Below are 14211 nucleotides of genomic sequence, written 5' to 3'. Positions count from 1 at the left end.
ATAGAGCCGGCCGGAATTAAAGGCGGCTCTATCCCTGTATGCCCGCCAAGCGAATGCCGAAGGCAAGGGCATGGCCTGACGCAGCGAATGGGGCTCGTCAGATTTGCATGGCCATGCCATCCACATTCATCGCCGCCTGGCGCAGGGCCTCGGAGCGCGTCGGGTGCGGGTGGCAGGTGAGGGCGATATCTTCCGCCGAGGCCGAGAACTCCATAGCCACGCAGAACTCACCAATCATCTCGCTGACGCTTGGGCCCACCAGGTGCACACCCAGTACTTCATCGGTTTCGGCATCGGCGATGACCTTGGCGAAGCCTTCGGTCTCGTGGTTGATCTTGGCACGGCTGTTGGCGGTGAAGGGGAACTTGCCAACCTTGTAGGCACGTCCTTCGGCCTTGAGCTGCTCTTCGGTCTTGCCCACGGTGGCCATCTCCGGGCGGGTATAGATCACGCCAGGGATGAGGTTGTAGTTGACCTCGTGGGGCTTGCCGGCGATGCGTTCAATACAGGCCACTGCTTCGTCTTCGGCCTTGTGCGCCAGCATCGGGCCCGAAGTGACGTCGCCAATCACCCAGACACCCGGCACCGAGGTACGGTGGTGCTCGTTGCCGAGCATGCCGCGCTTGTCGGCTTCCAGGCCCACGCTTTCCAGGTTCAGCCCTTTGGTATAAGGGCGGCGGCCGATAGCCACCAGCACGTAATCGGCTTGCAGCGATTCTGCGGTACCACCGGCGGCAGGCTCCAGCGTCAGGCTGACGCCATCGGCACCTGCGGTAGCCTGAGTCACTTTACTGCCCAGCTTGAACACCATGCCTTGCTTGGCGAGAGCCTTCTGCAGGGTCTTGGCCGTTTCCGTGTCAGTGCCTGGGCAGATGCGGTCCAGGTATTCGATGACAGTGACCTGGCTACCCAGGCGGCGCCAGACCGAACCCAGCTCAAGACCGATCACGCCAGCACCGATGACGACCAGGTGCTTGGGCACTTGCGGCAGCGACAGCGCGCCGGTCGAGTCAATGATGCGCTGGTTGTCGACGGTCACACCTGGCAGAGGGGTGGGCTCAGAGCCGGTGGCAATGACGATGTCCTTGGCCTGCAACGCGGTTTCGCTACCGTCTTCGGCCTTGACCACGACCTTGCCGATGCCATCCAGGCGGCCCCAGCCTTTGATCCACTCGACCTTGTTCTTGCGAAACAGGTATTCGATGCCCTTGGTCAGGCCTGTCACGCTCTCATCCTTCTGTTTCATCATCTGGGCGAGGTTGAGGGTGGGCTTTACTTCGATACCGAGGTGGGCGAACTCGTCACCGCTGGCAGCTTCGTAAAGCTCCGAAGCATGCAGCAGCGCCTTGGATGGCATGCAGCCGACGTTCAGGCAGGTACCGCCCAAGGTCGAGCGGCCTTCCACGCAGGCAACGCTCAGGCCCAACTGGCCAGCACGGATGGCTGCGTTGTAGCCGCCAGGGCCACCGCCGATGATCACCACGTCATAGGATTTCATGGGTTCAACTCCAGGATGTAGAAGCGCGAGAGGGCACAAGGTTAAGCTGAGATGCAGTGATTGTATACAATCTGCTGTGTGGATAAGATCAGTTGGTTCTAGACCATGGTCTTGCTTAGAGGAAACATCCTACAGATGAACTACTCTGATCCGGTGACGTTCGAAATATTAGGCGTCGTGGCCAATTAAGGACAGAAGGGGTGTTTCATGCTTGCTCAACTTCCACCTGCATTGCAGAGCTTGCATCTGCCGCTGAGGCTGAAGCTGTGGGACGGTAACCAGTTTGATCTTGGGCCTAGTCCTCAGGTCACCATTCTGGTGAAGGAGCCGCAGCTGATCAGCCAGTTGACCCACCCAAGCATGGACCAGCTAGGCACCGCATTCGTCGAAGGCAAGCTGGAGCTGGAAGGCGATATCGGTGAGGCCATCCGCGTGTGCGACGAGCTGAGCGAAGCGCTGCTGGCGGATGAGGATGAAACGCCGCCGCCACGTGTGTCTCATGACAAGAGCACCGACGCCAAGGCAATCTCCTACCACTATGACGTGTCCAACGCGTTCTACCAGCTTTGGCTGGACCAGGACATGGCCTATTCCTGCGCCTACTTCCGTGAGCCGGACAATACGCTCGACCAGGCGCAGCAGGACAAGTTCGACCACCTGTGCCGCAAGCTGCGTCTGGATGCCGGTGACTACCTGCTCGATGTTGGCTGTGGCTGGGGCGGGCTGGCGCGGTTCGCTGCCCGTGAATATGGCGCCAAGGTGTTCGGCATTACCCTGAGCAAGGAGCAATTGAAGCTCGGCCGCAAGCGTGTGCAAGCGGAAGGGCTTGCCGACAAGGTCGAGCTGCAGATTCTCGATTATCGCGATCTGCCCCAGGATGGTCGCTTCGACAAGGTTGTCAGCGTGGGTATGTTCGAGCATGTCGGGCATGCCAACCTGGCGCTGTACTGCCAGAAGCTGTTCGGGGCGGTGAGGGAAGGGGGGCTGGTGATGAACCACGGCATCACTGCCAAGCACGTCGATGGCCGACCGGTCGGGCGTGGGGCGGGTGAGTTCATCGATCGCTATGTATTCCCCCACGGCGAGCTGCCGCACCTGTCGATGATCAGCGCCAGTATCTGTGAAGCCGGGCTGGAGGTGGTGGACGTGGAGAGCCTGCGCCTGCACTACGCTAAAACCTTGCACCACTGGAGCGAGAACCTGGAGAACCAGTTGCACAAGGCGGCAGCGCTGGTGCCTGAGAAGACCCTGCGGATCTGGCGTTTGTACTTGGCCGGGTGCGCCTACGCCTTTCAGAAGGGCTGGATCAACCTGCACCAGATATTGGCCGTGAAGCCATACGCCGACGGGCATCATGACCTGCCTTGGACGCGGGAAGACCTGTACCGTTGAAATCGTAAGTGTCACCGCCCTGATAGGGCGGGCTGCGCAGGAGCGGCCTTTAGCGCGAAAAGGCCGCTTTCAACGGGTGTGCTCACCCTAAAGAATCGGCGATATCAGCCGCGCAATCCGCATCCCCAATTGCTGCAGTCGATGGGTATCTTGGGTGTCTTCTGAAGTAATTTCCCGCGCTTGTTCGAAGTCTTCCTGGAGCATGTGCTCGACCTGGTCGGCGAAGCCGCGATCGACTGTCAGCAGGGTAATCTCGAAGTTCAGGCGGAACGATCGGTTGTCCAGGTTGGCACTCCCAATCGCGCTGACGTCATCATCCACCAGCACCACCTTCTGATGCAGAAACCCGGGTTGGTAACGGAACATACGTACCCCCGCGCGCACCGCTTCGAAGGCAAACAGGCTGGAGGCAGCGTAGACGATGCGGTGGTCCGGCCGTGACGGGATGAGCACCCGCACATCGACTCCTCGTAGTACCGCCAGCCGCAAGGCGGCGAACACGGCCTCGTCAGGGATGAAGTAGGGGCTGGTGATCCACACCCTGCGGGTGGCCGAATGAATCGCCTCAAGGAAGAACAGCGAGCAGGTTTCTTGTGGGTCTGCCGGGCCGCTGGCCAGGGCCTGACACAGTACGCCGTTATCCGGGTACGTATCGGGCAGGATCAGCGGCGGTAGCTGGCGCGTGGCCCAGTACCAGTCCTCAGCGAACGACTCTTGCAAGCAGGCCAGCACCGGTCCGCTGATCTGTACGTGGGTGTCACGCCAGGGGGAAAGCTGTGGATGTTCACCCAGGTACTCGTCTCCCACATTGTGGCCGCCGATGAAGCCGAGCAACCCATCCACCACCACAATCTTGCGATGGTTGCGGAAGTTCACCTGGAAGCGATTGAACCAGCCGCGACGGGTGGCGAATGCGTGGATCTGTACACCGCCGTCACGCAGCACCTGGCTGTAGCTGGACGGCAAGGCATGGCTACCGACACGGTCGTACAGCATGAACACCTGCACGCCTTCGGCGGCTTTGCGTAGCAAGAGTTGCTGCAGTGCCTTGCCGAGGGTGTCGTCATGAATGATGAAGAACTGTACCAATACCACATCGCGTGCTTTTTCGATGGCTGCGAAGATGGCATCGAAGGTGGCCTTGCCATTGATCAGCAGTTTTACCTGGTTATTTGCCAGGCATGGCATGCGACCCAGCTTGGGCATCGCTCGCAACGCGGCGTAGCTTTCGGACTCGCGGGCGGTAAGGGCTTCTTCAACCCAAGGTCGCCAGTTGAGGTTGGCCATGGCCACGTGCATTTCCTGGTTGGCCTGACGCCGAGCCTTGATGTAGGCGTAGAACGAGCGGGCGCCGAAGATCAGGTAGGGGATCAAGGTGAGGTAGGGGATGAAGAGCAAGGGCATCGCCCACGCAATGGCACCCTGAGCTGTCCGCACGGTGAACAGCGCATGCAGTGCGGCGACAATACCCAGCAGATGGATCAGGCCGAGTAGGTAACCAAAGAAGTAGGGGCTGTGGTAATCCATATGCATCCTGCTTGCCGAGTACACTTGAGGTAACAGAACACGTTCCCGGTCCGCCTGCAACCCGCAGGCGGATTTGGCGTCTAAGGCTCAGTCCGGCCCGTTTGACCGGCTTTTTTCCAGGAGCGTTCGTCCATGAAGATTCGTCTGCCACTGTTGGCGTTGGCCCTAGGCATGAGCAGTCCACTGGTACAAGCCCAGATGCTGCAACCGGGGTTGTGGGAGCTGACCACCAGCAACATGCAGGTCGATGGCAAGCCGCTACCCGACATGGAATTCATGCTCGGCCAGTTGAAGAACCTGCCGCCAGAGCAGCGTGCAATGATGGAAGGGGTGTTGGCCAAACAAGGGGTCAGTGTAGGTGGTAAGGGGGTGCGTTCGTGCCTGACGCCGGAACAGGTGGCAACGAATGACATTCCGCTGCAGGACCCGAAATCGGGCTGCACGCAGAAGATTACCGACCGTACCGGTAACGTGTGGAAATTCCAGTTCAGTTGCCCGAAAGCACAGGGTAATGGCCAGGCTACATTCCTCAGTGATCGGGAATTCACCACCCAGGTCAGTGGCACGTTCAACGCTTCGGGTGTGCAGCAGCAAGGCAGCATGAACACGCGTGCGGTGTGGCTAGGCAATGACTGCGGGACGGTCAAACCGCGCAGCTGAAATTCACACTGGTGAGTGGCAACCGCGTCGTGGGCATGCAGGCTCGGATAGTTCCACGTGGAACATTTCATTTCGATCCTTGCCTCGACGCGGTTACGGCATAGCTTTTCGGTCTGACAAAGGGCTGGTCAAGGCTGGTGTTTTCAGCGCGTGCTCGAAGCTGACTTACAAAATAGGCAGCAGAGAAAAAGCGTTCAAAATGAAAGGAGGCGTCAACGGCACCCCTCGATCAAGCTGCAATGCAGCTTGAAGCGCTCCCCGCTGGAACTGGATACGCGGTTCAAGGTGGTCCAGCCTACGCGGCGGCTGTAACCCACCCAGGCCTCACCATCGCTGGCCAGGCCGGTAAAAAAAGTCAATGTGCCATAGCGGCTGTTGGTTTGTGCCCACAGCCGACGGCTGCTGAAGTCGTAGCCGCGAAGGTAGAAGGTGCTGCCTTCAGTACGCACACTGTAGTAAGTGCCTTTGCCGTCCTGGCAAGCGAGCAGCGTCGCACTTCGCGTACAAAGGACCAGTGTTTGGTTTTGTGGCATGGCCAACAGCGAAGCAGGCATGGTGAGTAACAGCAATGCCATGACGCGTGGCAAATTCATTTTTCATCCTCTGTGAGCACTCGTCCGTCGAGAACCACTTGGCGAAAGTGTATTGTTATCTTATAACATTATGCAATGCATCGTTTCGAATGCGTCTGCCTGAAGAGGTTCGCCATGTCCAATCGTCTTCCCGTCACCGTGCTGTCCGGCTTTCTGGGCGCCGGCAAGAGCACGCTGCTCAACCATGTGCTGCGCAACCGCGACAACCTGCGGGTGGCGGTAATCGTCAACGATATGAGTGAAATCAACATCGATGCCAGTGAGGTGCAGCGCAATGTCAGCCTCAACCGCGCTGAAGAGAAACTGGTCGAGATGAGCAACGGCTGCATTTGCTGCACGTTGCGCGAAGACCTGCTTGAGGAGGTTGCGCGACTGGCCGAAGAGGGGCGTTTCGATTATTTGCTGATCGAGTCCACCGGTATCTCTGAGCCACTGCCAGTGGCTGAGACTTTCACTTTCCGCGACGAGCAGGGTCGCAGTCTGTCCGATATGGCGCGACTGGACACCATGGTCACCGTGGTCGATGGCTTGAACTTCCTGCGCGACTATCAAGCAGCAGACAGCCTAGCCAGCCGCGGCGAAACGTTGGGCGAAGAAGACGAGCGGTCGATCAGTGATTTGCTGATCGAGCAGGTCGAGTTCGCAGATGTGCTGCTGCTGAGCAAGATCGACCTGATCAGCCAACATGAGCGCGAAGAACTCATCGCTATTTTGCGCAGTCTCAATGCCCGAGCGCAGATCGTACCCATGGTCATGGGCCAAGTGCCGTTGGCACGTATCCTCAACACCGGGCTGTTCGACTTCGATCAGGCGGCCCAGGCACCAGGCTGGTTGCAGGAGCTGCGCGGTGAACATGTACCAGAAACCGAAGAGTACGGAATCGCGGCCATGACCTGGCAGGCCCGACGCCCGCTTCATCCACAGCGCTTTTACGACTTTATCCACAAGGACTGGGAAAACGGAAGGCTGCTGCGTTCCAAAGGGTTTTTCTGGTTGGCCAGCAAATATCAGGAAGCTGGCAGCTGGTCGCAAGCGGGCGGCATGATGCGCCATGGTCTGGCTGGCCGCTGGTGGCGCTTCGTGCCACGCGAGCAGTGGCCACAGGATGTGGATAACACGAATGCGATCTTGAAACACTGGACCGCCGACACCGGTGACTGCCGACAGGAGTTGGTGTTTATCGGGCAGAATATCGACTTCGAAAAATTATCCACAGCCCTCGATGCATGCCTGTTGACGGATCAAGAAATGGACTTGGGCCACATGGGCTGGTTGCGCCTACCTGACCCATTTGGCCCATGGCATGAGGAGGCGGCAGCATGAACCTGGCGCACCGACCTGTGGATATCTTTCAGGTGTTTGGCGAGACGCCCCAGGTGCTGGCCGAAGTGCTGCAGGATGGCGTGAACCTGGCCGTATGGCGGCGGCGCTTGCCGGCCCAACTGGAGGACTTTGCCGCACTGGTGATCAGCCTTGGCCAGCCCTTGGCTGATCAGCGGGTAATTGATGTGGACGAGGAACAGAAGCCGGTATTGCCAGATCTGCTGCGTGAAGCGGCGGATTTGCATGGATATGAAGCTTTCGTTGCTGATGTGACCTGGTTGGTGGCGGCTTATACCTGCCTGGTTGGCGCACGTCGGGTCGGTTTGCGCTTGCGCGTTCTGGACGGTCCCATGTGTCCACGCTTCCATGTGGATAACGTACCTTTGCGCCTGCTCACCACCTACGTCGGCCCAGGTAGCGAATGGTTGCAAGAACGGGATAGCGGTCGTGGTGAGTTACACACAGCTAAACCATCTGTGGATAACATCCAGCAACTGCAAGCCGGTGAGGTGGCGATACTCAAAGGTGAAAAATGGCAGGGTAATGAAGGGGCAGGCCTGGTTCATCGGTCCCCTTCGGCACAGCAGGGGCGTTTGCTGCTCAGCCTTGACTGGCTGGCCTGACAGCGCATAGTGAGGCATCACCGCCGCCTGAAGCCACGCCATGTTGCAGAACATTCCCACCCATGTAATTGCTGGCCCGCTGGGTGCTGGCAAGACCACTTTGATCCGTCAACTGCTGGCCCAGCGACCCGCAAACGAGCGCTGGGCGGTATTGATCAACGAGTTCGGCCTTGTCGGCCTGGATGCAGCCTTACTTAGCCGTGACGAGGACGGCATCGCCATCGGCGAGGTTGCAGGCGGCTGCCTGTGCTGCGTCAACGGCATGCCGTTCCAGGTGGGCCTGGGCCGATTGCTACGCAAATCGCGGCCTGACCGGCTGTTTATCGAACCTTCCGGCCTGGGCCATCCGTTGCAGCTGCTGGCTCAGTTGCAACAAGCGCCTTGGGTTGGAGTGCTGACAATTCAGCCACTCTTGATGGTTGTGGATGCCCAGGCCATGGCTCGAAACAAGCCGCTTCCAGAGGCTCAACAGCAGGCTTTCAATGCCTCTGAACACGTGGTTTTCAATAAATCAGAGGCTGTGGATGAACAACATAAGTTGTTGATAACTAATAAATTTAAAGAAAAGAGCATCGTGTGGACCGTGCAAGGGCAACTGCCTCTGTCCGGCCTCCCGACGGCATCTACACAGATTGTTGACAGCTCATTACTGGAAAACCAGATTGTCGACAATTTTGGAATAGCCCCCGCAGTATTGTGGGCAGACCCCCGTCAGCCTATCTGCCTTGCCCAGCAAGGGGAGGGCGGTTGGAGTATTGGCTGGCGGTGGCACCCTGGCCAAGAGTTTTATCCACAGCGGCTGAAAGCTTTCTTGTCTGCTTTGCCATGGCGACGGGCCAAGGGAGTTATCCACAGCATGGAGGGCTGGTGGTCATTCAATGGGCTGAATGGGGATATGCCCGCTTGGCAGCCCAGTGACTGGCGCAGGGACAGCCGTATCGAGCTGATTTTCGATCAGCCGCAACCGCAACCCGCGTTGCAAGCCGGGTTGAATGAATGTCGCGTCAGTTGATCAGTTGCGCCAGCGGTTGTGCTCCTGGCGCCATTGCTGCATCTCTATGACGTTGTCGGCGCGTGGTGGGGTCTTGATTTCGAACGGGTAGGGCGCCAGTTCGATCTGCACGCTGTGGGCGCCGAACTGGGTCGCGGTGCCGGGGTGACGTTGCTCACCCGTGACGGTGAATTCGAAGGCATAGACGCGTGCCAGGCGCTTGCGGCCATTGGCATCCCGGACAAAGGCGATGCGCTTGAGCGCTACGGCATCGTCAAGCAACTCCAGGTCGAGTTTGGCGCAATGCTGTTTGACCCGTTCCAGGGCCTTTTCACGCAACCCATGGTTGTGCCACAACCAGGCGCCTGCCGTGGCTACCAGCATCAGGACGAAGAGGTTCTCCAGGGTCAACATTTGCATATGCTCCAAACAGGTAGATCCAGCTTAACTGCGTTCCTGGCCTGTCGTACAGGTAGCAATCGAGTTCATACTGCGCTGCGCACAATCCTAGAAACAGCTTTGGAAACCTCCCGCATGAAACGTACCCCGCACCTGCTCGCCATTCAGTCCCACGTGGTGTTCGGCCACGCCGGCAACAGCGCCGCGGTATTCCCCATGCAGCGTATCGGGGTCAATGCCTGGCCGCTCAATACCGTGCAGTTCTCCAATCACACACAGTATGGCCAGTGGGCGGGTGAAGTGCTTGCCCCAGCGCAAATTCCTGCGTTGGTGGAAGGCATTTCCAATATCGGCGAGCTGGGCCACTGCGATGCAGTGCTTTCCGGCTACCTGGGCAGTGCCGAACAAGGGCGAGCGATCCTGGCCGGCGTCGAGCGGATCAAGGCGGTAAACCCAAAAGCGTTATACCTGTGCGACCCGGTCATGGGGCACCCGGAAAAGGGCTGCATCGTGCCGCCCGAAGTCAGTGAGTTTCTGCTTGACGAGGCTGCAGCCACAGCGGACATCCTGTGCCCCAACCAGTTGGAGCTGGACAGTTTCTGTGGGCGCCGCGCCCAGTCGCTGGAGGATTGCGTGAACATGGCGCGCAGCCTGCTGCAGCGTGGGCCGCAGGTTGTACTGGTCAAGCACCTGGCGTACCCCGGGCGGGCCGAAGAACAGTTCGAAATGTTGCTGGTGACCGCCGAGCACAGCTGGCACTTGCGCCGCCCACTGCTGGCGTTTCCGCGTCAGCCGGTGGGGGTGGGTGACCTGACCTCAGGCTTGTTCCTGGCGCGTGTACTGCTCGGCGACAGCTGGGTGCAGGCATTCGAATTCACGGCTGCGGCAGTGCATGAAGTGCTGCTGGAAACCCAGGCCTGCGCCAGCTACGAATTGCAGTTGGTACGGGCCCAGGACCGCATTGCGCACCCACGGGTGCGCTTCGAAGCGCAGTTACTGGCGCTTTAAATGGCGTCGGTTTTCAAGTCCTGATAGCGCTTTTCCAGTTCCTGGCGGATCTGCCGGCGCTGCTGGCCTTGCAGGAAGCGGCGCTTTTCTTCGCTGCTGTGCGGCTGGCGTGGTGGCACCGGCACCGGGCGGCGGTTGTCGTCGACCGCGACCATGGTGAAGAAGCAGCTGTTGGAATGGCGCACCGAGCGCTCGCGAATGTTCTCGGTCACCACTTTGATGCCAACTTCCATCGAAGTGTTGCCGGTGTAGTTGACCGACGCCAGGAAGGTCACCAGTTCACCCACGTGCACGGGTTCACGGAAGATCACCTGGTCGACCGACAGGGTCACCACATAACTGCCGGCATAACGGCTGGCGCATGCATAAGCCACTTCGTCGAGGTACTTGAGCAGGGTGCCGCCATGTACGTTGCCAGAAAAGTTGGCCATGTCCGGGGTCATCAGGACGGTCATGCTCAGCTGGGCGTTTCCAGGTTCCATAGTGTGCTCACGGTGAGGTTGCGCTGAATCGGGCGAATGGAGGGCGTTATCTGCTGACACTGCTCTTCCCCTCTTTTGAATGTGCCTTGCTGATACGGGACGTTGGCTGGCGCATCATCGTCACGCTGATCATGCCATCAGCGGCGCTTTTCCAGCCGATCTGTTTCTGCATATTGCACTGGCTTTTTGCGGCGGAGTGCGATGTTAACCTGAGTACGCCCATGCAACATGGGTGTTCCCGGATTCAATACAGTATGTACTTGCTGCTCGCTCAGGTTTGCCTCGGCAGAGGAGCGGTCTGCCCAGGCATTCACAAGACGAGAAAAGGAGTATCACGCCATGCATGCCATCAGCTTCATCCAGGACCTGGCAGTCATCATGCTGGTCGCTGGCGTGGTCACCATTCTTTTTCACCGTTTCAAGCAGCCGGTGGTGCTGGGCTACATTGTCGCCGGCTTCATCATTGGCCCGCACACTCCGCCGTTCGGCCTGATTCATGACGAAGACACCATCAAGACCCTCGCCGAACTGGGGGTGATCTTCCTGATGTTCTGCCTGGGGCTCGAGTTCAGCTTGCGCAAGCTGTTCAAGGTCGGTGCCACGGCGTTTATCGCAGCGTTCCTGGAAATCGTCCTGATGATCTGGATCGGTTTCGAGATTGGCCGCTGGTTTGGCTGGAGCACCATGGATTCACTGTTCCTGGGCGCCATCCTGGCGATTTCCTCCACCACCATCATCGTCAAGGCGCTCAACGACTTGAAGATGAAGAACGAGCGCTTTGCCCAGCTGATCTTCGGCGTGCTGATCGTCGAGGACATTCTGGGTATCGGTATCATTGCCCTGCTGTCGGGCATCGCAGTCAGCGGCACGGTCAGCTCGGGCGAAGTGTTCTCCACTGTCGGCAAGCTGTCGCTGTTCATGATCGTCGCCTTGGTCATCGGTATTTTGCTGGTACCGCGGTTACTGGCCTATGTCGCCAAGTTCGAAAGCAACGAAATGTTGCTGATCACTGTTCTGGGCCTGTGTTTCGGCTTCTGCCTGCTGGTTGTGAAGCTGGAGTACAGCATGGTGCTAGGCGCTTTCCTGATTGGCGCAATCATGGCCGAATCACGCCAGTTGCTGAAGATCGAACGTCTGATCGAGCCTGTACGCGACCTGTTCAGTGCCATCTTCTTCGTCGCCATCGGCCTGATGATCGACCCTCAGGTACTGATCGACTATGCCTGGCCTATCGTTGTCATCACTCTGGCGGTGGTGCTGGGCAAAATGCTGTCTTGCGGCATGGGGGCGTTCATTGCCGGCAATGACGGGCGTACGTCTTTGCGTGTGGGCATGGGGCTTTCGCAGATCGGCGAGTTCTCCTTCATCATTGCCGCGCTGGGCATGACCCTGCAGGTGACCAGCGACTTCCTTTACCCGGTGGCGGTGGCGGTATCGGCAATCACCACGTTGCTGACACCCTATCTGATCCGCGCGGCTGACCCGTTGTCGCAGAAACTGGGCAATGTGGTGCCCGCCCGCCTCGCACGCGTGTTGTCGTTGTATGGCGAGTGGTTACGCAACATCCAGCCGCAGGGCGAGAGTGCCATGCTGGCGGCGATGATCCGGCGCATCCTGTTGCAGGTGGGGGTGAACCTGGCGCTGGTGATCGCCATTTTCTTCAGTGGCGGCTACTTTGCAGGGCGTATCGGCAATTGGCTCAGCGAGTGGGTCAGCGATGTCAGCCAGCAGAAGGCCGTCATTTGGGGGGCAGCGTTGTTGCTGTCACTGCCATTCCTGATCGCCGCGTACCGCAAGCTAAAAGCACTCTCGATGCTGCTGGCAGAGATGGGCGTGAAGCCGGAAATGGCCGGGCGACATACCCAGCGCGTGCGCCGTGTGATCGCCGAAGTGATCCCGCTGTTGTCGCTGCTGGTGATTTTCCTGCTGCTGTCGGCATTGTCCGCCAGCATTCTGCCCACCAGCGAATTGCTGCTGGTGATTGCCGTGGTAGCTGCGGTGGTGGTGGCGTTGTTGTGGCGCTGGTTTATCCGCGTGCACACGCGCATGCAGATCGCGTTGCTGGAGACGCTGGAGAACAGTCGCGAGAACTCGCACTGAGGGGGTTACGCCCTGGGCAAGGTATCTCGCCCGCCCGAGGAGATGGGATTATAGCGATGTCGCCAGGCGCAAAAAGCCTGGCGATTTTAACGACCTTGAGTCGCTAAGACGTCATTTTCCTGCCTCAAATCGCGCATCTATAAGGGCGTTAGCGATCAGCTCTCCAGCCAAACATCTCGCGCCCAGTGCCACACCGATTCCCAACTGTCTTCGCCGACACCTTCCTCTTCGGCATCCCACAGCACCACGGTGCCATCTTCTTCCACGCAATAGTAATTGTCGCCGTCCTGGCACAGCGGAATCAGGTCGCGCGGTACGCCGGCATCCCAAGCGTTGGAGGCCACATCTGGCAGGTAGGTGTGCGAGTGCGGATCAGTGACGGTAACTGGCTCAAGGGAGCCGTAAACCACATCACTTACGGTCAGCAGAAACTCTTTGAACACGAATGGAATATTGATGAACAGCTGCTCTTCGATTTCTACCAGCTGGTCTTCGTCGGGAAGCTCCAGGGGCACCGGTACCGGCTCATTCGCTTCACGGAGTTGTTCGATCACTTCTTCCACGGTTCACTTCCTCTGACCTAGATGACAACGCTGCGCCTTATACCCTAGTAGTCCACTTTGGCAAAAGCAAAAACCCCGGGCAAGCCCGGGGTTCTGTGTTTAGCACGCAGCGGTTAGCCGTTCTGACGGATACCGGCTACCAGCCAAGGCTGGTTCTCGCCTTGGGCGCGAACCATGTGCCAGCTTTCGCTGAACACTTCGCCCTGGTCGAAGCGCGAATTCTTCGACACGCCACGGAAGGTCAGGGTAGCGTCGGTGCGGTCGGCGCGGTCATCGACACCGTCCAGTTGCACTTCCAGGTTATCGATGTAGGTAGACTGGAAGCCATCACCCAGCTCAGCACGCTCACGCTTGAGGAACTCAAGCATTTGCGGGGTAACGAACTCGCTGATCTTGTCCATTTCATTGGCATCCCAGTGCTGCTGCAGCGACTGGAAGTGGTTACGGGCTGCCGCCAGGAAGCTCTGCTCGTTGAACCAGGCCGGCGCGTTGATCACCGGTGCGGCTGCGGCAGCAGGTGCCGCCGAACCACCGAAAATCGACGGCTGCGCAGGCTGCGCGTGAGCCTCACGCTGCATCGGCGCATGGCCTGGCATGGCCATTTGTGGCTGCTGCTGGCGACGGCGCGCGGCGATGAAGCGGAACACGAGGAAGGCGATGAGCGCCACGATCAGGAAGTCCATGATCTGGAAGCCTTCGAAACCGTCGCCCATGAACATGGAAGCCAGCAGGCCACCGGCGGCGAGGCCGGCCAGTGGGCCCAACCAGCGCGAAGCACCGCTGGCGGCAGCCGGTGCACGGCCAGGTGCGGTCGGCGCGGCAGCAGGCGTGGTTGGCGTAGCCTGGCGGGTCTGGTGGATAGGCGCGGAGCCCGAGCTCTTGCCGCCGCCGAAACGCTTGGCGCTGGCGTCCAGGCTCAGCGTCAGGCCGACGCAGAGCGCCAGTGCGATGCTAAGAAAACGTTGCATAAGTGGGATATCCCCTGTTGTGGATTGCACGCGCGTCATGGTGCACAGGTTCCCGGGCACATGACCAGCGACATAGTGTTTCGA

Annotated in this window: 14 protein-coding genes; 7 read left to right on the top strand and 7 right to left on the bottom strand. The window is 59.1% G+C overall.

Annotated elements, in window-relative coordinates; translation table 11 throughout:
• Positions 1 to 97 precede the first annotated feature (97 nt).
• Entirely contained in the window at positions 98 to 1498 is a 1401-nt protein-coding gene (gene lpdA / locus AC3RCM_RS27285; protein ID WP_014589177.1) for a dihydrolipoyl dehydrogenase, read from the bottom strand.
• Between the two features lie 207 nt (positions 1499 to 1705).
• Between lpdA and cfaB the strand changes: the two genes are divergently transcribed.
• Positions 1706 to 2890, top strand: coding sequence for a C17 cyclopropane fatty acid synthase CfaB (gene cfaB / locus AC3RCM_RS27280; protein WP_064491865.1), 1185 nt, complete (start codon positions 1706 to 1708; stop codon positions 2888 to 2890).
• 87 nt (positions 2891 to 2977) lie between these two features.
• On the opposite strand, the gene cls is transcribed toward cfaB, so the two are convergent.
• Positions 2978 to 4417 (bottom strand): cardiolipin synthase, encoded by a 1440-nt coding sequence (gene cls, locus AC3RCM_RS27275; protein WP_492629292.1) that lies wholly within the window; start codon positions 4415 to 4417, stop codon positions 2978 to 2980.
• 132 nt (positions 4418 to 4549) lie between these two features.
• On the opposite strand from cls, the gene AC3RCM_RS27270 reads away from it, so the two are divergent.
• Positions 4550 to 5077: a DUF3617 domain-containing protein gene (locus AC3RCM_RS27270; protein ID WP_064491867.1), complete on the top strand. Its 528-nt coding sequence runs from the start codon at positions 4550 to 4552 to the stop codon at positions 5075 to 5077.
• A 212-nt stretch (positions 5078 to 5289) separates the two neighbouring features.
• Here the strand turns inward: AC3RCM_RS27270 and AC3RCM_RS27265 are convergent, their stop codons facing one another.
• Complete coding sequence (locus AC3RCM_RS27265; RefSeq protein ID WP_064491868.1) at positions 5290 to 5670, bottom strand: hypothetical protein; 381 nt, start codon at positions 5668 to 5670, stop codon at positions 5290 to 5292.
• Positions 5671 to 5784: 114 nt separating this feature from the next.
• Between AC3RCM_RS27265 and zigA the strand changes: the two genes are divergently transcribed.
• From zigA to AC3RCM_RS27250, 3 genes are read left to right on the top strand one after another with little or no spacing between them, the layout of a single operon-like run.
• On the top strand, positions 5785 to 6993 hold the full coding sequence (gene zigA, locus AC3RCM_RS27260; RefSeq protein WP_064491869.1) for a zinc metallochaperone GTPase ZigA: 1209 nt from the start codon (positions 5785 to 5787) through the stop codon (positions 6991 to 6993).
• Positions 6990 to 7616 (top strand): DUF1826 domain-containing protein, encoded by a 627-nt coding sequence (locus AC3RCM_RS27255; RefSeq protein ID WP_104886889.1) that lies wholly within the window; start codon positions 6990 to 6992, stop codon positions 7614 to 7616. The genes zigA and AC3RCM_RS27255 overlap by 4 nt, the downstream gene beginning before the upstream one ends.
• Positions 7617 to 7656: 40 nt before the next feature.
• A complete protein-coding gene (locus AC3RCM_RS27250) occupies positions 7657 to 8628 on the top strand; it encodes a CobW family GTP-binding protein (protein ID WP_492629291.1) in 972 nt (323 codons plus the stop codon).
• Here the strand turns inward: AC3RCM_RS27250 and AC3RCM_RS27245 are convergent, their stop codons facing one another.
• Positions 8629 to 9021, bottom strand: a complete 393-nt coding sequence (locus AC3RCM_RS27245) for a DUF3301 domain-containing protein (protein WP_003253259.1) — start codon at positions 9019 to 9021, stop codon at positions 8629 to 8631.
• Between the two features lie 120 nt (positions 9022 to 9141).
• On the opposite strand from AC3RCM_RS27245, the gene pdxY reads away from it, so the two are divergent.
• Entirely contained in the window at positions 9142 to 10014 is an 873-nt protein-coding gene (gene pdxY / locus AC3RCM_RS27240; RefSeq protein ID WP_003253261.1) for a pyridoxal kinase PdxY, read from the top strand.
• On the opposite strand, the gene AC3RCM_RS27235 is transcribed toward pdxY, so the two are convergent.
• A complete protein-coding gene (locus AC3RCM_RS27235; RefSeq protein ID WP_003253263.1) occupies positions 10011 to 10496 on the bottom strand; it encodes an acyl-CoA thioesterase in 486 nt (161 codons plus the stop codon). The genes pdxY and AC3RCM_RS27235 overlap by 4 nt on opposite strands.
• A 339-nt stretch (positions 10497 to 10835) precedes the next feature.
• Between AC3RCM_RS27235 and AC3RCM_RS27230 the strand changes: the two genes are divergently transcribed.
• On the top strand, positions 10836 to 12596 hold the full coding sequence (locus AC3RCM_RS27230; protein WP_003253264.1) for a cation:proton antiporter: 1761 nt from the start codon (positions 10836 to 10838) through the stop codon (positions 12594 to 12596).
• Positions 12597 to 12751: 155 nt separating this feature from the next.
• Here AC3RCM_RS27230 and AC3RCM_RS27225 read toward each other — a convergent pair whose 3' ends face one another.
• Complete coding sequence (locus tag AC3RCM_RS27225) at positions 12752 to 13159, bottom strand: SMI1/KNR4 family protein (protein WP_010955839.1); 408 nt, start codon at positions 13157 to 13159, stop codon at positions 12752 to 12754.
• Between the two features lie 113 nt (positions 13160 to 13272).
• Positions 13273 to 14127 (bottom strand): Tim44 domain-containing protein, encoded by an 855-nt coding sequence (locus AC3RCM_RS27220; RefSeq protein WP_003253268.1) that lies wholly within the window; start codon positions 14125 to 14127, stop codon positions 13273 to 13275.
• Positions 14128 to 14211 lie beyond the last annotated feature (84 nt).

The sequence above is a fragment of the Pseudomonas sp. GW823-FHT05G12 genome, from assembly GCF_058795575.1.
Note: the sequence above shows the minus strand (reverse complement) of the source record. Positions and strands in the feature narration are given on the sequence as shown.

Coding starts and splice junctions, on each gene's coding strand:
- lpdA (WP_014589177.1), bottom strand. CDS start 1,498: ATGAAATCCTATGACGTGGTGATCATCGGCGGTGGCCCTGGCGGCTAC.
- cfaB (WP_064491865.1), top strand. CDS start 1,706: ATGCTTGCTCAACTTCCACCTGCATTGCAGAGCTTGCATCTGCCGCTG.
- cls (WP_492629292.1), bottom strand. CDS start 4,417: ATGGATTACCACAGCCCCTACTTCTTTGGTTACCTACTCGGCCTGATC.
- AC3RCM_RS27270 (WP_064491867.1), top strand. CDS start 4,550: ATGAAGATTCGTCTGCCACTGTTGGCGTTGGCCCTAGGCATGAGCAGT.
- AC3RCM_RS27265 (WP_064491868.1), bottom strand. CDS start 5,670: ATGAATTTGCCACGCGTCATGGCATTGCTGTTACTCACCATGCCTGCT.
- zigA (WP_064491869.1), top strand. CDS start 5,785: ATGTCCAATCGTCTTCCCGTCACCGTGCTGTCCGGCTTTCTGGGCGCC.
- AC3RCM_RS27255 (WP_104886889.1), top strand. CDS start 6,990: ATGAACCTGGCGCACCGACCTGTGGATATCTTTCAGGTGTTTGGCGAG.
- AC3RCM_RS27250 (WP_492629291.1), top strand. CDS start 7,657: ATGTTGCAGAACATTCCCACCCATGTAATTGCTGGCCCGCTGGGTGCT.
- AC3RCM_RS27245 (WP_003253259.1), bottom strand. CDS start 9,021: ATGTTGACCCTGGAGAACCTCTTCGTCCTGATGCTGGTAGCCACGGCA.
- pdxY (WP_003253261.1), top strand. CDS start 9,142: ATGAAACGTACCCCGCACCTGCTCGCCATTCAGTCCCACGTGGTGTTC.
- AC3RCM_RS27235 (WP_003253263.1), bottom strand. CDS start 10,496: ATGGAACCTGGAAACGCCCAGCTGAGCATGACCGTCCTGATGACCCCG.
- AC3RCM_RS27230 (WP_003253264.1), top strand. CDS start 10,836: ATGCATGCCATCAGCTTCATCCAGGACCTGGCAGTCATCATGCTGGTC.
- AC3RCM_RS27220 (WP_003253268.1), bottom strand. CDS start 14,127: ATGCAACGTTTTCTTAGCATCGCACTGGCGCTCTGCGTCGGCCTGACG.